This window comes from Cellulomonas hominis (genome assembly GCF_014201095.1).
GTDB lineage: Bacteria > Actinomycetota > Actinomycetes > Actinomycetales > Cellulomonadaceae > Cellulomonas > Cellulomonas hominis.
Map to the genome: position 1 here is coordinate 630,021 of NZ_JACHDN010000001.1, position 18,165 is coordinate 648,185.

Here is an 18,165-nt window from a genome sequence, read left to right on the forward strand (position 1 = left end):
GGTCGGCGTCGGCTCCGGCCGGGTCGCGGGGGCCTCGGTCGCGGCGGGGTCGGCGGGCGCGGGCGTGGGGGTCGTCGGCGTCACGCCGCCATCTTCACCCCTGCGGGCCCGCGGCGCGCGCGCCGCACCGTGCGGGACCCGGGAGCGGTCGGTGCCCGCGGGAGTGCGCGACCGCCGACGTGAGTGCGTCCGCGCGAGCACACCCTCGCCCGCGCGGACGCACCCTCGCCCCGAGCACCCCGCCCGTGACCAGCAGGCGGACGGGCCGTCTCGGCGCGGAGCGCGGCACGCCGCGGGACCGTACCCGCCGGTAGGCTCGGCGGGTGCGTCCGGCCGTGCCCGGGGGCGCCAGACCACCCGCCGCAGCCGCCCCGCAGGAGGAGCACCCGCATGGCCGACGACGCCCGCCTCGACGACCCCACCACCGACCCGCTGGCCGTCGCCGCCGACGCCGCCGCGTTCCTCGCGCAGGCGACCGGGGTGGAGAAGCACGACGTCGCGCTGGTCCTCGGCTCCGGCTGGGGCGGCGCCGCCGACCTGCTGGGCGAGACCGTCGCGGAGATCCCCGCGCCCGAGGTCCCCGGCTTCGCGGCCCCGGCGGTGGTCGGCCACGTCGGCACCATCCGCTCCATCCGGATCGCGGCGACCGGCAAGCACGCGCTCGTCCTCGGCTCGCGCACCCACCTGTACGAGGGCAAGGGGGTGCGCCGCGTCGTGCACGGCGTCCGGACCGCCGCCGCCGCGGGGTGCTCGACGATCGTGCTGACCAACGGCTGCGGCGGCCTGGACCCGTCCTGGGGCCCCGGCACCCCGGTCCTCATCAAGGACCACATCAACCTCACGACGGTGTCTCCGCTCGAGGGCGCGACGTTCGTCGACCTGACCGACCTGTACGCCTCCCGGCTGCGCGACGTCGCGCACCAGGTGGACCCGAGCCTGGACGAGGGCGTGTACGTGCAGTTCCGCGGGCCGCACTACGAGACCCCGGCCGAGGTCGCGATGGCTGGCGTCATCGGCGGCAGCCTGGTCGGCATGTCCACGACCATCGAGGCCATCGCCGCCCGGCACGTCGGCATGGAGGTGCTCGGCATCTCGCTGGTGACCAACCTCGCGGCGGGCGTCGGCGACGAGCCGCTGTCGCACGAGGAGGTCCTCGAGGCCGGCCGCGCGGCCGGCCCGCGGATCAGCCGCCTGCTGGCGGACATCGTCGGCCGCATCTGACGCGCGCCGAGCACGAGAACAGGACGAGGGAGCAGACCCGGATGAGCGAGCAGCAGGCCGCCGAGACCCGGACCGGCGGCAGGCCGGCGCTGGCCGAGCAGGTGCGCACGTGGATCGCGGACGACCCGGACCCGACGACGGCCGCCGAGCTGTCGGCGCTGCTGGAGCGCGCCGAGGCCGACCTGCCCGACGCCGGCGACACCGTCACCCCCGAGCAGCGGCAGGCCGTCCTCGACGTGCAGGAGGCGCGCGACGACCTCGCCGACCGGTTCCAGGGGCTGCTGCAGTTCGGCACCGCCGGGCTGCGCGGCGCGATCGGCGGCGGCCCGCACCGGATGAACCGCGCGGTCGTCATCCGGGCCGCGTCGGGGCTCGGCGCGTACCTGCTCGGCGAGCTCGAGGGCGTCGACCCGGCCCCGCACGTCGTCGTGGGCCACGACGCCCGGCACGGCTCCGCGGACTTCGCCCGGGACACCGCCGCGGTGCTGACGGCCGTCGGCATCCGGGTCACGATGCTCCCGCCGCAGCTGCCCACCCCGGTGCTCGCCTTCGCGGTGCGGCACCTCGACGCCGACGCGGGCGTCATGGTCACGGCCAGCCACAACCCGCCGCAGGACAACGGCTACAAGGTGTACCTCGGCGGCCGGGTGGTCACCGACTCCGGCCAGGGCGCGCAGATCGTCCCGCCGATGGACGGGCACATCGCCGCCGAGATCGGCCACGTGCCCTCGGTCGCCGCCGTGCCGCGCGCCGCGGACGGCTGGGCCACGGCGGGCCCGGAGGTCGAGGACGCCTACGTCGCGCGGGTGCTGGGCCTCGCGGACGACTCCGCGGAGGCGCTCGCGGCCGCCGCGAACCTGCGCATCGTGCTCACCCCGATGCACGGCGTCGGCGGCGCGACCGCCCGCCGGGTGCTGGCCGCGGCCGGGTTCACCGACGTGCACGTCGTCGCCGAGCAGGCGGAGCCGGACCCCGACTTCCCGACGGTCGCGTTCCCGAACCCCGAGGAGCCCGGCGCGATCGACCTGGCCGTCGCGCTCGCCGCGCAGGTCGGGGCCGACCTCGTCATCGCGCTCGACCCGGACGCCGACCGCTGCGGCGCCGCCGTCGTGGACCCCCGCGCCCGCACGCACGGCGGCCCCGGCGCCGCCGCGTCGGACGGCTGGCGGATGCTGCACGGCGACGAGACCGGCGCCCTGCTCGGCAGCGTCGCCGCGGAGCGGTTCGGCACGCCCGGGACCGCCCCCGCGGACGACTCCCCCGTGCTCGCGAACTCCATCGTGTCGTCCCGGCTGCTCAGCCGGATCGCCGCGCACGCCGGCCTGCGGCACGCGCAGACGCTCACCGGGTTCAAGTGGATCTCCCGGGTCGACGGCCTCGTGTTCGGCTACGAGGAGGCCCTCGGCTACTGCGTCGACCCCGCGCACGTCCGCGACAAGGACGGCATCTCGGCGGCGCTGACCCTCGCGGGCCTGGCCGCCCGGCTCAAGGTCGCCGGCCGCACCCCGGTCGACGTGCTCGACGACCTGGCCCGCCGGCACGGCCTGCACCTCACGGACCAGCTCTCGGCGCGGTTCACCGACCTGTCGCAGATCCCGGAGACGATGCAGCGCCTGCGGGAGCACCCGCCGGTGCTGCTCGCCGGGTCGCCCGTCATGTCGGTCGTCGACCTGGCCGCCGGCTCCGACGCCGACCGCGGCGGCCTCCCGCCGACCGACGGCATCCGGCTGCTGTCCCAGGACGACACCCGGGTCATCGTGCGGCCGTCCGGCACCGAGCCGAAGGTGAAGTGCTACCTCGAGGTCGTCGTGCCGGTCGAGGAGCACGCGTCCGCGGAGACCGTGGGCGCCGCGCGGGCTGCCGCCCGGGACCGGCTGGACCGGGTGCGCGCGGACGTCGCGGCGGCGCTCGGGATCTAAGGCCTCGGCGGCTCGTACTGGCGCACTACGGCAGATCTGCCGTAAGATTCTCCGCATCAGCCGCCTGACCGAAACCCGAGGTCGAGCCCATGCGCACCGACACGCGCGACATCGTCAGCGTCTCCGACGCCGCCAAGAACTTCAGCCGCTACACCTCGGAGGTGTCCGAGGGCCGCAGCATCGTCATCGTGCGGAACAACGAGCCGACCGCCGCGCTCGTCCCGCTCGACCGCATGGACCGCATCGACCGGATCGACGAGCTGGAGGAGGACCTGCTGCTCTGGGGCCTGGCCCTCGCGCGCACCGTCACCGACTCCGGTGAGCGGCACGAGCTCGCCGACGTCGCCGCCGAGTTCGGCGTGGACCTCGACGAGGACGAGTAGGAGTCCGCGCGGTGGCCCGGGTCGTCCTCACCGACGAGGCGAAGGAGGACCTCCGCGACCTCGACGGTTCGGCCCGTCGCCTGGTGCTGCGTGCTCTGCGCAAGCTGGAGGACTCCCCGGAGTCGCGTGGGGCCCCGCTCGGGAGCCGGCGGACCGGCAACCTCACGGGGTTCCGCAAGCTCGTCGTGGGCGACCGGCAGTACCGCGTCGTCTACCGCGTCGAGGAGGACGGCACCGTCTGCGTCATCTGGGTCATCGGCTCGCGGGTGGACGAGGAGTGCTACCGGCTCGCCATGGCCCGGCTCCAGACCCACGCCACCAGCGACCTCGCGCGCGAGATGACGTCGGCGCTCAGCGCCCTCTGGGAGGGCGGACGCCGCTGACCGCCGCAGACCCGGCCCGGCCCCCGCCGCTGCGGGTGCCGGGCCGTCGCGCATGCTCCGGAGGCGGGTCTCAGTACCCGCCGTCCGCCTCGAACCCGCCGAGCACGGCCGCGGTCCCGGACAGCCCGAGCCGGGTCGCGCCGGCCTCGATCATCGCGAGCGCGTCGGCCGTCGTCCGGATGCCGCCCGACGCCTTGACGCCGAGGCGTCCGCCGACGGTCGCGGCCATGACCTCCACGGCGTGCACGGACGCGCCGCCCGCCGGGTGGAAGCCGGTGGAGGTCTTGACGAAGTCGGCGCCCGCGGCCTCGGCGGCGCGGCACACCTCGACGATCTCGTGGTCGCTCAGCGCGGCGGACTCGATGATGACCTTGAGCACGGTCGGCGCGGGCGCGGCGACGCGCACGGCGGCGATGTCGGCCTGCACGTCGGCGAACCGGCCCTCCTTGGCGGCGCCGACGTCGATGACCATGTCGACCTCGTCCGCGCCGTCCGCGACGGACCGGGCGGCCTCGGCGGCCTTGACGTCGCTGTGGTGCTTGCCGGACGGGAAGCCGCACACCGTGGCGACCTTGAGGCCGCGGGCGTCCAGCGGCAGGAACGACGGCGAGACGCACACGGAGTAGACGCCCAGCTCGGCGCCCTCCGCGATCAGCGCCTCGACGTCGGCCCGGGTGGCCTCCGGCTTCAGCAGCGTGTGGTCGACGAACTTCGCCAGTCCTGCGGCGTCCAACGAGGCGCTCATGCGCGGTGCCTTCCTGGTGCGGTGGGTGCGTGGCCGGGCAGGATCACCCGGTCGATGAGGTCGGTGCGCTCGTCCTCGTGCAGGAACGCGTGGCGCGCGGCGGTCACGGTGACCGTCCGCAGGTCGTCGGGCGTCCAGCCGGCCTCGGTGACGAGCAGGTGCAGCTCCCGGCTCAGGCCGGTGCGGGACTGCAGGCGGTTGTCGGTGTTGACGGTCACCGCGAAGCCGAGCCGCAGCAGCGCGGTGACGGGGTGCGCGGCGATCGACGGGGCGCCGCCGGTCTGCACGTTGGACGTCGGGCAGACCTCGAGCGCGATCCGCCGGTCCCGGACCCAGTGCGCGAGCCGGCCGAGCCGGTGCGTCCCGTCCGGGGAGGTCGTGACGTCGTCCATGACGCGGATGCCGTGGCCCAGGCGCAGGGCCCCGACGTCGACGGCGTCGTCCAGCGAGTCGCGGCCCGCGGCCTCGCCGGCGTGCACGGTCACCGGGAACCGGGCCTTGCGCAGCTGCGCGAACGCCGCGGCCATCGCCGTGGCGGGGAACCCGGACTCCGGGCCGGCGACGTCGAAGCCGACCACCCCCCGGTCCCGGTTGGCCAGCGCCAGGGCGGCGACCTCGTCGGCGCGGTCCGAGTCCCGCATGGCGCACAGGAGCAGCGCGGTCCGGATCGTCCGGCCGCCCGCGGCGGCCTCCGCCTCGCCCTCGGCCAGCCCCTCCCGGACGGCGTCCACGGCCTGCTGGAGCGACAGCCCGCGCGCCTGGTGCAGCTCGGGCGCGAACCGCTCCTCGGCGTAGACGACGCCGTCCGCGGCGAGGTCGAGCACGGCCTCGCGGGCCACCCGGCGCAGCGCGTCGGCGGTCTGCATGACCCCGGCGGTGTGCACGAACGTCTCCAGGTACGCCTCGAGGCTGCCGGAGTCGGCGCGCTCGGCGAACCAGGCGGCCAGCGCCTCGGGGTCGGTCGTCGGGAGCTCGTGGCCGGCCTCGGCGGCGAGGTCCACGACGGTCGCCGGGCGCACGCCGCCGTCGAGGTGGTCGTGCAGGAGGACCTTCGGCAGCGCGACGATCTGCTCGAAGGTCACGGTCATGCGCCCACCGTACTGGGCCGTAGCCCCGGCCGTCGCATCCCGCGGCGGGGGCGGCTGCGGGCCGGGTGCCGGGTCAGGCGGGGTACTCCTCGGTCTCGTCCTCGGGCACCGGCGTGGCCTGCTCGGCGACGTCCCCCGGGTCGGCCTCCCCCGCGAGGTCCGGCCGCGGTTCGTCCGGGGTGTACGCGCCGTCGCGCGCGTCCCGGTCGTCGTCGGGCTCGACCTCGGGCAGGTCGGTCAGCGCGGGCTCGACCAGCCCGGCGTCCCGCCAGGTCCGGTCTCCGGGCACGGTGCTCATGGCGCCTCCTGACGTCAGCTGCGGTACCCCTCCATCGTGGCCCCGCCGCGCGCGACCCGCCAGGGCACCCGGGCCGTCAGCGCCGCGGGACGGGCAGGAGCGCCCAGGTCAGGTGCGTCCAGTGCCCCAGCGCGGCCACGGGGCCGTCCGGGTGCCGCAGCGTCTCCCGCGAGACGCCGAGCACCGCGCCCGCGCCCGGCTCGTACACCCGGTACCCGCCGTCCGACCGGCCGACCGCGAGCACGACGTGCCGGGGCACCGCCGCGGCGAGCCCGCCGCCGGTGTCGCCGCCGGAGTACAGCGGCACGGGGACGCCGCGGTCCAGGGCGTCGTCCACGCGCGCCAGCAGGTCGTCCACCTCTGCGGTGCGGGTGTCGTCCACCAGCACCGACCGGTACGCGACGCCGGGGAACCGCGCGAGCCGCGCCGCGCCCCACGGCGGCGTGCCGAGCGCCCGCGGCCACGGCAGCAGCCCGGCGAGGGCCCGGGCGGTGCTGCGCCGGTGCAGGGCGGCCTGCAGCAGACCCCAGCGGGCGGCCGCCGCCTCGTCCGCCGTCGCGGCGGCGTGCGCGGCCCGGCCGTCCGGGGTGCGGAACCACCCGGGGGCGTCCGGGTCCTCGGGGTGCCACGGGTCGGGCAGGTCCAGGCCGTCGAGCTCCGGCGGGCGGCTGCCGTCGGCCAGGTCCCCGGTGACCAGCCAGTACGCGAGGCGCGGGTCCCCCGCCGCGGCGAGCAGGCCCAGGACGGCCGCGCCGCAGGTCGTGCCGTCCACCTGCCGGGCGGCGGCGGTGCCCCACCGGACCGGATGACCGGCGGGGACGTCCAGGGGCCGCACGACCTGCCGGCGGCGGCGGGGGTCGAGGCCGTCGAGCAGGGCCTCGGGCAGCGCCGCCGCGGGGCGGGCCGCCACGGACCGCGGACCCGTCCCGGCCGGGGCCGGGGCCGGTGCCGGGGTCGGGGTCGGGGCCGGGGGCACGGACCGCCCCAGCACGCTCCGCAGCACGGTCGTCAGCTGCCGTCCGCTCGCCATGCCACCCGCCCTTCCCTCCGTGGATGCCGCCTCGCCCCGGTCGTCCCCGGGCGCCGAGAGTGCAGTAGATGCTGCCTCGCGGCGCCCGAGGGCGACAACTACGGCACTCTCGGCGGGTGGTCGGCGGGCGGGTGGTCGGCGGGCGGGTGGTCGGCGGGCGGGTGGTCGGCGGGCGGGCGGCCGGCGGGTGGTCGCGGCCGTCAGACCGCGGCGATCCGGTCCAGCACCAGCGGCGTCGGCGCGTACGCCGCCCCGGCCTCGACCGTCACGGCCCCGGCCAGCGCGTCCCGCGCCCGCCCGAACCGCTCCGGGGTGTCCGTGTGCAGGGTCAGCAGCGGCTGCCCGGCGCTGACGGTGTCGCCCGGCTTCGCGTGGATCTCCACGCCCGCCCCGGCCTGCACCGGGTCCTCCTTGCGCGCGCGCCCGGCGCCGAGCCGCCACGCGGCGATGCCCACCGCGTACGCGTCCAGCCCGGTCAGCACGCCGGAGGTCTCCGCGACGACCTGCTCGGTGTGCGCGGCGACCGGCAGCGGGGCGTCGGGGTCGCCGCCCTGCGCCTGGATCATCCGCCGCCACGCGTCCATCGCCCGGCCGTCGGCGAGCGCGGCCCGCACGTCCTCGTCGGGGCGGCCGGCGGCCGCGAGCATCTCCTGCGCGAGCGCGACCGTGAGCTCCACGACGTCGGACGGCCCGCCGCCGGCGAGCACCTCGACCGACTCCCGGACCTCGAGCGCGTTGCCCGCGGTGAGGCCGAGCGGGGTCGACATGTCGGTCAGCAGGGCGACCGTGCGGACGCCGGCGTCGGTGCCGAGGTCGACCATCGTGCGGGCGAGCTCGCGTGCCCGGTCCAGGTCCTTCATGAACGCGCCGGAGCCGACCTTGACGTCCAGCACGAGCGCGCCGGTGCCCTCCGCGATCTTCTTGCTCATGATCGACGAGGCGATGAGCGGGATCGCCTCGACCGTGCCGGTGACGTCCCGCAGCGCGTAGAGCTTGCGGTCCGCGGGCGCGAGGCCGGAGCCGGCCTGGCAGATCACGGCGCCCACGTCGTCGAGCTGCGCCATCATCTCGTCGTTCGACAGCGCCGCGCGCCAGCCGGGGATCGACTCGAGCTTGTCGAGCGTGCCGCCGGTGTGGCCGAGGCCGCGTCCGGACAGCTGCGGGACCGCCACGTCGAACACGGCCACCAGCGGCGCGAGCGGCAGCGTGATCTTGTCGCCGACGCCGCCGGTGGAGTGCTTGTCGGCGGTCGGGCGGCGCAGGCCCGAGAAGTCCATCCGCTCGCCGGAGGCGATCATCGCGGCGGTCCACCGGGCGATCTCCGCCCGGTCCATGCCGTTCAGCAGGATCGCCATGTTGAGGGCGGACATCTGCTCCTCGGCGACCACGCCGCGGGTGTACGCGTCGATGACCCAGTCGATCTGGGCGTCGCTGAGGCGGCCCCCGTCCCGCTTGGTGACGATGACGTCGACGGCGTCGAACTGCTCGGTGCTCACGACTGCGACTTCCTCTCGACCAGGTCCGCGGGCCCGAACGCGTCGGGCAGGACCTCGGTCATCGGCTTGATCCCGCTCACCGTGTCGACGAGCAGGTCCGGGCCGCCGTGCTCCCACAGGAGCTGGCGGCACCGGCCGCACGGCATCAGGGCGTTGCCGTGGGCGTCCACGCAGGCGAACGCCACGAGGCGCCCGCCGCCGGACACGTGCAGGCCGGACACCAGCGCGCACTCGGCGCACAGGGTCAGGCCGTAGGACGCGTTCTCGACGTTGCAGCCGGTCACGATGCGGCCGTCGTCCACCAGGGCGGCGACGCCCACGGGGAACTTCGAGTACGGCACGTACGCGCGGTGCATCACCTCGGTGGCCGCGGCGCGCAGGGCGTCCCAGTCGATCTCGGGCATCCGGGGTACTCCTTCCGACGGGGGTCGCCCGTCCTGGTGCGGAGACGGACCGGCCGCCGCCCGCGGTCTGCGGGCGGCGGCCGGCGCGCTCACTTCACGTACGCGACGCCCTCCGCGGCGGGGGCCCGCACGCGGCCGACGAGGCCGGCCACGGCGAAGATGGTCACGACGTACGGGGTCATGAGCATGATCTGGCTCGGGATCGGCGTGCCGATGATGCCCAGCACGACCTGCAGGTTGTCCGCGAAGCCGAACAGCAGGGCCGCGGCCAGGGCGCCCTTGGGGCTCCACCGGCCGAGGATCATCGCGGCGAGGGCGATGAAGCCCTTCCCGCCGGTCATCTCCTTGCCGAAGGCCAGGCCGTTCGCGACCGTGAAGAACGCGCCGCCGAGCCCGGCGACCGCGCCGCCGAGCAGGGTGTTGCGCAGCCGGGTGCGGTTGACCTTGATGCCGACGGTGTCCGCGGCCTTCGGGTGCTCGCCGACGGCCCGCAGGCGCAGGCCCCAGCGGCTGCGGAAGATCAGCACCTGCAGCACGATCACGACGATGTACATGATGTACACGAGCGCCGTCTGCCGGAACAGCACCGGGCCGATGACCGGGATGTCGGACAGCCCGGGGATCGCGATCGTCGGCAGGCGCGGCGGGGAGTTCAGCGTCCCCGCGTTGTCCTTGAGCACCGTGGAGAACAGGTAGCTCGTGATGCCGACGACGAGCACGTTGAGCACGACGCCGACGATGATCTGGTCGACGACGTACTTGATCGCGAACGCCACCAGCAGCGCGGACACCAGCGCACCGGCGATCGGCGCGGCCACCAGGCCCATGTAGGCGCTCTGGGTCAGGGTCGCGACCACCGCGGCGAGGAACGCCCCGGCGAGCAGCTGGCCCTCGATGGCGATGTTGATGATGCCGGACCGCTCGCACAGCAGGCCGGCGAGGGCGCCGAACACCAGGGGCACCGCGAGGAACAGCGAGCCCTGCAGCAGCGAGGTCAGCGGGAGCGGCTGGGCCTTGCCCGCGACCGCCCAGGTGAGCAGCGCGAAGATCAGCGCGACCGAGTACACGGCCGGCAGCCAGATGCCGACCTTGCGGCGGGTGCGGGCGGCCTGGAAGCTCCACGCCGACAGCGCGAGCGCGACCAGGCAGAGCACGATCGCCGTGAGCTTGGACGGGACGGTGAACTCGAGGTTCTCGCCCGGCCAGAACATCGTGAAGGTCGTCTCGCGGCCCGAGGCCGGGAGGATGCCGAACAGCAGCAGCGCGAGCGCGGCCACGGAGGCGTAGCCGATCGGCGCCTTGTACGAGATCGGCGGCAGGGGCTTGCCCGCGGCGGACGCCGGGGCGGCCGGGGCGGTGGCGGTCACGGCGCTCACGCGGCGGCCTCCTTCACGACGGGTGCGGCGAGCTCGCCGGCGGGGGCGCCGGACGAGCCGCGCGGGGACGGGAGGCGGAACACCGCGCGCACCAGCGGGGGCGCCGCGATGAACAGCACGACGAGGGACTGCACGACGAGCACGATGTCGATCGGCGTCCCCGTGCGGGCCTGCATCGCGAAGCCGCCGGCCCGCAGGGCGCCGAAGAGCAGACCCGCGAAGAACGTCCCGAGCGGCTTGGACCGGCCGAGCAGCGCGACCGTGATGGCGTCGAAGCCGAAGCTGGCGGCGACGCCCGCCGTCAGCACCTTCTCCGTGCCGAGCACCTGCGCCGACCCGGCGAGGCCCGCGAACGCACCAGCGACGACCATCACGAGGAAGTACATCCGGTTGACGTTGATGCCCGCGGTGCGCGCCGCGCTCGGGTTCGACCCGACCGCGCGGAACGCGAAGCCGAGCGTCGACCGGTTCATGAGCCACCAGACGAACACCGCCGCGAGGATCGCGACGACGAAGCCGAGGTGCAGCCGGAACTGCGAGCCGAGGAGCAGCGGGTACAACGCCGACTCCTTGATCGGCGGCGACACCGGGTTGTTGCTCCCGCCGCGCTTGAACGCGCCCAGCGTCAGCAGGTAGCCGACGAGGTAGATCGCGATGTTGTTGAGCATGATCGTGACGATGACCTCGTTGGCGCCGGTCCGGGCCTTGAGGAAGCCGGCGATGCCGGCCCACAGGCCGCCGCCGATCGCCGCGCCGATGACGCCGAGCAGCAGGTGCAGGCCCGGGGGCAGCGACCACGCGAAGCCGATGTAGCCCGCGAAGATCGCGCCGAGGATGATCTGGCCCTGCGCACCGATGTTGAACATGCCGGCCCGGAAGCCGATGCCGAGGCCGAGACCCGCGAGGATCAGCGGCACCGACCACGTCATGGTCTCGGTCAGCGGCCGGAACATCCGGGCCGCGGTCGAGGCGGTCGGGTCGAACACGGCGCCCTGGAACATCGCGACGTACGCGCTGGACACCGCGTCCCACGCGGCGGAGAAGAAGTCCGCCGGCCGGGCGAAGAAGTAGCCGGCCGCGTCCTGGACCTCGGCGTCGGCCGCGGCGATCAGGACGCCGGAGATGACCAGCGCCAGCACGATCGCGGCGACGGTCACCAGCCAGGAGCTGGCCAGCATCTCGCGGAGCGCGCCCTGGGCGCGGGCCTCGAGGCCGTCGTCGCGCCGCTCGGGCGCGGGTGCCGTCGACCCGGTCGGCTTGTCGGGGGCGGGAGTCGCCTCGCTCACTTGGTCTCCTCCTCGGTGGCCTCGATGTCGGCCTCGCCGAGCACGGTGTGGTGGGTCGCGGCCTGCTGCTGGGCCTCGACCAGGGGGACGCCGGCCATCATGAGGCCGAGCACGTCGCGGTCGGTGCCGCCGGGGACGATGCCGACGATGCGGCCGCGGTACATGACGACGATCCGGTCGGCCAGCGCGAGCACCTCGTCGAGCTCGGTGGACACGATGATGACCGGGGTGCCGTTGTCCCGCTCCTGCACGACCCGCTTGTGCACGAACTCGATGGACCCGACGTCCAGGCCGCGCGTCGGCTGCGACGCGATGAACAGGCGCAGGGGCCGGGACATCTCGCGGGCCAGGACGACCTTCTGCTGGTTGCCGCCGGACAGGGTGCCCGCGTGCGCGTCCACCGAGGGCGTGCGCACGTCGAACTCGACGGTCCGCTGCTCGGCGTTCGCCCGGACCTTGCGCGGGTCCAGGGAGAGGCCGCGCGCGAACGGCTCGCGGTCGAACATGTCGAGGATGAGGTTCTCCGCCACCGAGAAGTCGGCGACGACGCCGTCCTCGGTGCGGTCCTCGGGCACGAACCCGACGCCGGCGAGCAGCACGTCCTTGACGGACTTGCCGATCAGCTCCGTGCCGTCGAGCACGACGGACCCGGCGACCGGCTGCTGCAGGCCGAGGATGACCTCGGTGAGCTCCGTCTGGCCGTTGCCCTGCACGCCCGCCACCGCGACGATCTCGCCGCGCGCGACGTCGAACGACACGTCGTCGACCTGCCGCACGCCGGCCTCGTCGAGGACCGACAGGTTCCGGACCTGCAGCGCGACCTCGCCGGGCTGCGCGGGCGCGCGGTCGACGCCGAGCGACACCGACCGGCCCACCATGAGCGAGGCCAGCTCGGTCTCGGCGGCGTCCGGCCACGCGCTGCCGACGACCTTGCCGCGGCGGATGACCGTGATCCGGTCCGCGACGGCGCGGACCTCACGGAGCTTGTGCGTGATGAACACGATGGACGTGCCCGCGGCCTTGAGCTGCCGCATGATCGCGATCAGCTCGTCCGTCTCCTGGGGCGTGAGCACCGCGGTGGGCTCGTCCAGGATGAGGACCTTCGCGTCGCGCGACAGGGCCTTGATGATCTCGACCCGCTGCTGCGCGCCGACCGGGAGGTCCTCGACCATGGCGTCGGGGTCCACGTCGAACCCGAAGCGGTCGGAGATCTCCTTGACGCGGCGCCGCGCCTCGGGGAGGTCGATGAGGCCGCCGCCCTTGACCGGCTCGTAGCCGAGGACGACGTTCTCCGCGACGGTGAACACCGGGACGAGCATGAAGTGCTGGTGCACCATGCCGATCCCCGCGGCCATCGCGTCGCCGGGTCCGGCGAAGGTCACGGGCTCGCCGTCGACGAGGATCTGCCCGTCGTCGGGGTCGTAGAACCCGTAGAGCACGTTCATCAGCGTGCTCTTGCCCGCACCGTTCTCGCCCAGCAGCGCGTGGATCTCGCCGGGCTCGACCACCAGGTCGATGTGGTCGTTCGCCACCAGGGCGCCGAAACGCTTGGTGATCCCCCGCAGCTCCAGCTTCACGTGGGTCTGCTCCTTCGATCGTTCGTCGTGCGCACACTAGGGCAATTCAGGCGCCTTGTGAGCCCTGCATCACCCGCGCGCGCGTGCGGGAAACGCACGGGGGTGGCCGGGGCAGTCGTCCTGCCCGGGCCACCCCTGGGTGCGGTGCGTCAGTTCTGGCTCGGGGACTCCACGACCAGGTCACCGGAGATGATCTGCGCCTTGAGGTCCTCGACCGCGGTCTTGACCTCCTCCGGCACGACCGAGTCGAAGTCGTGGAACGGGGCGATGCCGATGCCCTCGTTCTCCAGCGTGCCGACGTACGGGTCGGACGTGAAGTTGCCCTCCGAGGCCTCCTTGACCGTGTCGTACACGGCCTGGCCGATCTCCTTCATGACCGAGGTCAGGACGATCGAGGAGTAGTCCGGGGCGGTGAGGAACCAGTCGGCGTCGACGCCCACGATGGAGACGTTGCCGGCCTCCTGCGCGGCGGCGGCGGCACCCAGGCCGACCGGGCCGGCGACGGGCATGATGACGTCCGCGCCCTGGTCGATGAAGCCCTTGGCCAGGTTCTGGCCGTTGGCCTGGTTCTCGAAGTCACCGGTGAAGGAGCCGGTCTGGGCCTCCTTGTCCCAGCCGAGGACCTTCACGTCCGTGCCGTTGTCCTCGTTGTACTTCGCGACGCCGTCGGCGAAGCCGTCCATGAAGATGGAGACCGACGGCAGCTGGATGCCGCCGAAGGTGGCGACGGTGCCGGTCTTCGAGGTGGCGGCGGCGACGTAGCCGGCCAGGTACGCGGCCTCCTGCGTGTTGAACAGCAGCGGCTTGGCGTTGTCCAGGGTCACCGGGTTGAAGTCGGCGTCGCTGAACGCGGAGTCGATGAGCGCGAACTCGATGTCGGGGTTCGCCTCGGCCGCGGCCTGGATCGGGTCCTCGAGCAGGAAGCCGACGCCGATGATGAGGTTGCAGTCCTGCTGGACCAGGGAGTCGATGTTCGGCGTGAAGTCGGTGTCGGAGCTCGACTCGACCTTCACCTCCTGGATGCCCAGCTCGTCCACCGCGCGGTCCAGGCCCTCGGCACCGGACTGGTTGAAGGACTTGTCCTCGAAGCCGCCCGAGTCGGACACCATGCAGGCCTTGAAGTCGGAGGTGCCGGTCCCGGCACCAGCCGTCTCGTCGGTCTCCTCCGGCGCGCTGCCGCAGGCGGCGAGGGCGAGCGCGACGGCCCCGCTGAGGGCGGCCACACGGATGATCTTCTTCACGCGACACTCCTGCTTCTCGTCGTCGACCGGTCCGGGGGACCGCCCGCGGCGCCCGCGTCGTTGCGCGCGGCACGGGTCGGTTCCGTCCGGTGTTCGGACCGACCCTAGCGAGGCCCAGGTATCGGCAGTGTTACCGGGGCGTCACCTGGCGCCTTCGTTACGGACTTGGAACATTTGCCCGGTTGGCGGTCACCCGCCCGGCTCAGCCCCCGGGCGTCGCCCCGACGCGCAGCACCGCCCGGGCGAGCAGCGCGGCACCCGCCGCGATCGCCTGCTCGTCGACGACCAGGTCGCCCTGGTGGATGTCGTAGGTCCGGCCGCCGGGCGTGCGGGTGCCCAGCCGGGCCATCGCGCCCGGCACCTTCGTCAGGTACCAGGCGAAGTCCTCGCCGCCGAGCGACTGCTCGGTCAGCTGCACCGACTCCTCGCCCAGCACGTCGCGGGCGGCGGCCTCGAGCACGGCGACGGCGCGCTCGTCGTTCTCCACCGGCGGGACGCCGCGCTGGTGCCGCACCTCGACCTCGACGCCGTACGGCGCGACGACCTGCTCGACGGCCTCGTGCACCACCTGCGACGCCCGCTCCCACGCCCGCACGTCCAGGCACCGCAGCGTGCCCCGCACAGAGCCGGACGCCGGGATGGCGTTGTGCGCCGACCCGGCCTGCACCGCGCCCCACGTGAGGTTGACGCCGGACCGCGGGTCCAGCCGCCGGCCGAGCACCGCCGGCACCTGCGTGATGACCTGGCCGAGCGCGTACACGACGTCCTCGGTCAGGTGCGGGCGGGACGTGTGCCCGCCGGCGCCCGTGACGACGACCGTGATCTCGTCGGACGCCGAGGTGATCGGGCCGATCCGCGTGCCGATGCGGCCGACGTCCACCTTCGGGTCGCAGTGCACGGCGAAGATGCGGCCGATGCCGTCCAGGGCGCCCGCGGCGATCACGTCGAGCGCGCCGCCGGGCTGCACCTCCTCCGCGGGCTGGAACACCAGCCGCACGCCGGTGGGCAGCTCGCCGGCCGCGTGCAGCTCGGCCAGCACCAGGCCGGCGCCGAGCAGGGCGGTGGTGTGCACGTCGTGGCCGCAGGCGTGCGCGACCCCGTGCACCGTCGAGGCGAACGGCAGCCCTGTGGTCTCCTGCACCGGCAGCGCGTCCATGTCGGCGCGCAGGGCGATGCGGCGGCGACCGGTCTCCACCGGGCTGGGGCCGATGTCGCAGGTCAGGCCCGTGCCGGGCAGCAGGCGGGGGCTGAGGCCCGCGAGCCGGAGGCGCTCGGCGACGATCCGGGTGGTGCGCTGCTCCGTGCGGCCGAGCTCGGGGTGCGCGTGGATGTCGCGGCGGATCTCCACGAGCTCGGGGTGCAGGGTGGCGACGAGCTGGGTCACCCGGGAGGCGTCGACGATCACCCACCCGACCCTAGTCGTCGTCGCAGGTGCGGGGCGCGCGGTGCTCAGAGCAGGTCGTCGCGGCCCCGGTCCCGCCAGCCGTCGACCGACTGCTTGACGGCCTGCGCGTGGGCGGTCGTCGTGACCAGCAGCGCGTCGGGGGTGTCGACGACGACCGCGTCCGGCACGCCCAGCACCGTCACGGTCCGCCCGGCCGCCGGCACGACCAGCGCACCCGGGGCGGACAGCCGCAGCACCAGGGCGTCGTCGCCGAGCGTCCGCGCGCCGTCGGCGTCCACGGTGGGCAGCAGCGTCCCGAGCGAGGCGAAGTCGCCCACGTCGTCCCACGTGAACGCGCCGGGCACCACGGCGACCCCGCCGGCCGCGGCCACCGGCTCGGCGATCGCGTGGTCGATGGCGATCTTCGTCAGGCCCGGCCACACCTCGGCCAGCACGGCGTCCCGGCGCTCGGGGTCGTCCCAGGCGGCGGCGATCGTGCGCAGGCCGGCGGCCAGCGGCGGCAGCTGCTGCGCGAGGTGGTCGAGCAGCACGCCCGCCTGCACGAGGAACATCCCGGCGTTCCACCGGTACTCCCCCGTCGCGAGGTAGGCCGCGGCGGTCTCGGCGTCCGGCTTCTCGGTGAACCCGGCGACGTGCCGGGCGCTCGGGGCGTCCGCGACGCCGAGCGGGTCCGCCGAGCGCACGTACCCGAACGCGGTCGACGGCTCGGTGGCGGTGATGCCGATGGTCACCACGTACCCGGCGCGCGCCGCGGCGACGCCCTCGGTGACCGCCGCCCAGAACCCGTCCAGGTCGGTGATGACGTGGTCGGCCGCGAACGACCCGAGCACCGCGTCGGGCCCGTGCCGCTCCGCGAGGACCGCCGCGGCCAGGCCGATGGCGGCCATCGAGTCGCGCGGGGACGGCTCCGCGATGATCTGGTCCGCGCCGAGCTCGGGGAGCTGCGCGGCGACCGCCGGCGCGTGCCGCACGCCCGTCACGACGAGCACGCCCTCGGGGCCGGTGAGCGGGAGCAGCCGGTCGACCGTCCCCTGCAGCAGGGTGCGGCCGGTGCCGGTGAGGTCGTGCAGGAACTTCGGGGCGCCCTGACGGGACAGCGGCCACAGCCGGGTGCCGGCGCCGCCGGCGGGGACGACGGCGTGGAAGCCGGGGATCGCGGACGGCGCGGTGGCGGCGGCAGACATGCCGGTCAGCGTATCGGTGCGGACGCGGCGCCGCGGGTACCGGCGGTTCCCGACCGACCCCGCCCGCGAGCCAGGGACCTCCGTCCATGTCGCGGTGTGCGCTTGGTCACAGTCGGCCGGATCGGTTCCCTCCCACCGGGCCGGAGAGCGCACCATCACTACAGTGATCTGACCGGACACTGCAGTCCCGCCCGAACTCGCCAGGAGGCATCCAGTGCCCACTGCGCCTGCCGAACCGCGCGCCGTCGCCCCCCGACCGGCCAAGAAGCGGACCCCCGGCGGCACCCTCTACCGCGGCCGCGAAGGCATGTGGTCCTGGGTCGCTCACCGGGTCACCGGCGTGCTCATCTTCTTCTTCCTGCTCGTGCACGTGCTCGACACGTCGCTCGTGCGGGTCTCCCCCGAGGCCTACGACGCCGTGATCGGCACGTACAAGAACCCGATCATGGGGCTCGGCGAGGCCGGTCTCGTCGCCGCGATCGTGTTCCACGCCTTCAACGGCATCCGGATCATCCTCGTCGACTTCTGGTCCAAGGGGCCGAGGTACCAGCGCGTGATGCTCTGGGTGGTCGTCGGCCTGTTCGTCGTGACGATGGCGGGCTTCCTGCCGCGGCACCTCATGCACGTCTTCGGAGGCGAGTGATGACGACGATCCCCGCCCCCCGCACCTCCGTCGGACGCGGCCCCGGCCGCCGCACCTCGCGCGGCAACTGGGAGCTGTACGGCTGGGTGTTCATGCGCGCGTCCGGCGTCGTGCTGCTCGTGCTGATCTTCGGCCACCTGTTCGTCAACCTCGTGGCCGGCGAGGGCATCTCCGCGATCGACTTCGGCTTCGTCGCCGGCAAGTGGGCGTCGCCGTTCTGGCAGATCTGGGACCTGCTCATGCTGTGGCTCGCGATGATCCACGGCACCAACGGCGTGCGGACGATCATCAACGACTACGCGGAGCGCGACGGCACCCGCCTGGTGCTCAAGCTCGCCCTGTACACGGCGTTCACGATCGTCGTGGTGCTCGGCACGCTCGTGATCTTCACGTTCGACCCGTGCCCCGCGAACTCGCCCGCGGACCTGCTGCCCTCCTTCTGCACGGCCTGACCCCCGCCTGAACCCCCCGACTGGAGGCATCGAC

General features: G+C 74.4%; 18 protein-coding genes. 6 read left to right on the plus strand and 12 right to left on the minus strand.

Translation table 11 applies throughout. The features are described 5' to 3' along the window. The first annotated feature begins 390 nt into the window (after nt 1-390). The 4 genes from HNR08_RS02975 to HNR08_RS02990 all read left to right on the plus strand — a co-directional run bounded on the left by HNR08_RS02975 (nt 391) and on the right by HNR08_RS02990 (nt 3,906). A complete protein-coding gene (locus tag HNR08_RS02975; RefSeq protein WP_146840240.1) occupies nt 391-1,221 on the plus strand; it encodes a purine-nucleoside phosphorylase in 831 nt (276 codons plus the stop codon). Nucleotides 1,222-1,262: 41 nt separating this feature from the next. Beyond that, entirely contained in the window at nt 1,263-3,140 is a 1,878-nt protein-coding gene (locus HNR08_RS02980) for a phospho-sugar mutase (protein ID WP_146840242.1), read from the plus strand. Nucleotides 3,141-3,229: 89 nt separating this feature from the next. Further along, nucleotides 3,230-3,523: a type II toxin-antitoxin system Phd/YefM family antitoxin gene (locus tag HNR08_RS02985; RefSeq protein WP_146840244.1), complete on the plus strand. Its 294-nt coding sequence runs from the start codon at nt 3,230-3,232 to the stop codon at nt 3,521-3,523. An 11-nt stretch (nt 3,524-3,534) separates the two neighbouring features. After that, nucleotides 3,535-3,906 (plus strand): type II toxin-antitoxin system RelE family toxin, encoded by a 372-nt coding sequence (locus HNR08_RS02990; protein ID WP_146840246.1) that lies wholly within the window; start codon nt 3,535-3,537, stop codon nt 3,904-3,906. A 70-nt stretch (nt 3,907-3,976) separates the two neighbouring features. On the opposite strand, the gene deoC is transcribed toward HNR08_RS02990, so the two are convergent. The 12 genes from deoC to HNR08_RS03050 all read right to left on the minus strand — a co-directional run bounded on the left by deoC (nt 3,977) and on the right by HNR08_RS03050 (nt 17,036). After that, nucleotides 3,977-4,651, minus strand: coding sequence for a deoxyribose-phosphate aldolase (deoC, locus tag HNR08_RS02995; protein WP_146840248.1), 675 nt, complete (start codon nt 4,649-4,651; stop codon nt 3,977-3,979). Beyond that, on the minus strand, nt 4,648-5,739 hold the full coding sequence (locus tag HNR08_RS03000) for an adenosine deaminase (RefSeq protein WP_146840250.1): 1,092 nt from the start codon (nt 5,737-5,739) through the stop codon (nt 4,648-4,650). The genes deoC and HNR08_RS03000 overlap by 4 nt, the downstream gene beginning before the upstream one ends. 73 nt (nt 5,740-5,812) lie before the next feature. Then, nucleotides 5,813-6,037 (minus strand): hypothetical protein, encoded by a 225-nt coding sequence (locus HNR08_RS03005; protein ID WP_146840252.1) that lies wholly within the window; start codon nt 6,035-6,037, stop codon nt 5,813-5,815. A gap of 76 nt (nt 6,038-6,113) precedes the next feature. After that, entirely contained in the window at nt 6,114-7,067 is a 954-nt protein-coding gene (locus HNR08_RS03010) for a hypothetical protein (protein WP_146840254.1), read from the minus strand. A gap of 200 nt (nt 7,068-7,267) precedes the next feature. After that, the gene (locus HNR08_RS03015) at nt 7,268-8,563 is read right to left on the minus strand and encodes a thymidine phosphorylase (RefSeq protein ID WP_146840256.1); all 1,296 of its coding nucleotides are present in this window, start codon (nt 8,561-8,563) and stop codon (nt 7,268-7,270) included. Beyond that, nucleotides 8,560-8,967: a cytidine deaminase gene (locus HNR08_RS21425; RefSeq protein WP_146840257.1), complete on the minus strand. Its 408-nt coding sequence runs from the start codon at nt 8,965-8,967 to the stop codon at nt 8,560-8,562. Before HNR08_RS21425 ends, HNR08_RS03015 begins: the two co-directional genes overlap by 4 nt. An 89-nt stretch (nt 8,968-9,056) precedes the next feature. Further along, nucleotides 9,057-10,343, minus strand: a complete 1,287-nt coding sequence (locus tag HNR08_RS03025) for an ABC transporter permease (protein ID WP_371862405.1) — start codon at nt 10,341-10,343, stop codon at nt 9,057-9,059. Further along, entirely contained in the window at nt 10,340-11,629 is a 1,290-nt protein-coding gene (locus HNR08_RS03030; RefSeq protein ID WP_371862406.1) for an ABC transporter permease, read from the minus strand. The genes HNR08_RS03025 and HNR08_RS03030 overlap by 4 nt, the downstream gene beginning before the upstream one ends. Continuing rightward, a complete protein-coding gene (locus tag HNR08_RS03035; RefSeq protein WP_146840259.1) occupies nt 11,626-13,206 on the minus strand; it encodes an ABC transporter ATP-binding protein in 1,581 nt (526 codons plus the stop codon). The genes HNR08_RS03030 and HNR08_RS03035 overlap by 4 nt, the downstream gene beginning before the upstream one ends. Nucleotides 13,207-13,355: 149 nt before the next feature. After that, nucleotides 13,356-14,447, minus strand: coding sequence for a BMP family lipoprotein (locus tag HNR08_RS03040; RefSeq protein WP_146840261.1), 1,092 nt, complete (start codon nt 14,445-14,447; stop codon nt 13,356-13,358). A gap of 202 nt (nt 14,448-14,649) precedes the next feature. Continuing rightward, nucleotides 14,650-15,852, minus strand: coding sequence for an amidohydrolase (locus HNR08_RS03045; protein WP_246803171.1), 1,203 nt, complete (start codon nt 15,850-15,852; stop codon nt 14,650-14,652). A gap of 44 nt (nt 15,853-15,896) precedes the next feature. Then, the gene (locus tag HNR08_RS03050; protein WP_146840263.1) at nt 15,897-17,036 is read right to left on the minus strand and encodes a mannose-1-phosphate guanylyltransferase; all 1,140 of its coding nucleotides are present in this window, start codon (nt 17,034-17,036) and stop codon (nt 15,897-15,899) included. 307 nt (nt 17,037-17,343) lie between these two features. Here HNR08_RS03050 and sdhC point away from each other — a divergent pair, with 307 nt between their 5' ends. Together sdhC and HNR08_RS03060 are read left to right on the plus strand one after the other, a co-directional pair. Beyond that, a complete protein-coding gene (gene sdhC, locus HNR08_RS03055) occupies nt 17,344-17,679 on the plus strand; it encodes a succinate dehydrogenase, cytochrome b556 subunit (RefSeq protein ID WP_210737037.1) in 336 nt (111 codons plus the stop codon). Further along, the gene (locus tag HNR08_RS03060) at nt 17,679-18,131 is read left to right on the plus strand and encodes a succinate dehydrogenase hydrophobic membrane anchor subunit (RefSeq protein ID WP_146840267.1); all 453 of its coding nucleotides are present in this window, start codon (nt 17,679-17,681) and stop codon (nt 18,129-18,131) included. Before sdhC ends, HNR08_RS03060 begins: the two co-directional genes overlap by 1 nt. Nucleotides 18,132-18,165: the final 34 nt, after the last annotated feature.

What these genes read in the sequence shown, in the direction of transcription:
- sdhC (WP_210737037.1), top strand. Translation starts at nt 17,344, where the DNA reads ATGTGGTCCTGGGTCGCTCACCGGGTCACCGGCGTGCTCATCTTCTTC.
- deoC (WP_146840248.1), bottom strand. Translation starts at nt 4,651, where the DNA reads ATGAGCGCCTCGTTGGACGCCGCAGGACTGGCGAAGTTCGTCGACCAC.
- HNR08_RS02985 (WP_146840244.1), top strand. Translation starts at nt 3,230, where the DNA reads ATGCGCACCGACACGCGCGACATCGTCAGCGTCTCCGACGCCGCCAAG.
- HNR08_RS02975 (WP_146840240.1), top strand. Translation starts at nt 391, where the DNA reads ATGGCCGACGACGCCCGCCTCGACGACCCCACCACCGACCCGCTGGCC.
- HNR08_RS03050 (WP_146840263.1), bottom strand. Translation starts at nt 17,036, where the DNA reads ATGTCTGCCGCCGCCACCGCGCCGTCCGCGATCCCCGGCTTCCACGCC.
- HNR08_RS03060 (WP_146840267.1), top strand. Translation starts at nt 17,679, where the DNA reads ATGACGACGATCCCCGCCCCCCGCACCTCCGTCGGACGCGGCCCCGGC.
- HNR08_RS21425 (WP_146840257.1), bottom strand. Translation starts at nt 8,967, where the DNA reads ATGCCCGAGATCGACTGGGACGCCCTGCGCGCCGCGGCCACCGAGGTG.
- HNR08_RS03005 (WP_146840252.1), bottom strand. Translation starts at nt 6,037, where the DNA reads ATGAGCACCGTGCCCGGAGACCGGACCTGGCGGGACGCCGGGCTGGTC.
- HNR08_RS03000 (WP_146840250.1), bottom strand. Translation starts at nt 5,739, where the DNA reads ATGACCGTGACCTTCGAGCAGATCGTCGCGCTGCCGAAGGTCCTCCTG.
- HNR08_RS03010 (WP_146840254.1), bottom strand. Translation starts at nt 7,067, where the DNA reads ATGGCGAGCGGACGGCAGCTGACGACCGTGCTGCGGAGCGTGCTGGGG.
- HNR08_RS02980 (WP_146840242.1), top strand. Translation starts at nt 1,263, where the DNA reads ATGAGCGAGCAGCAGGCCGCCGAGACCCGGACCGGCGGCAGGCCGGCG.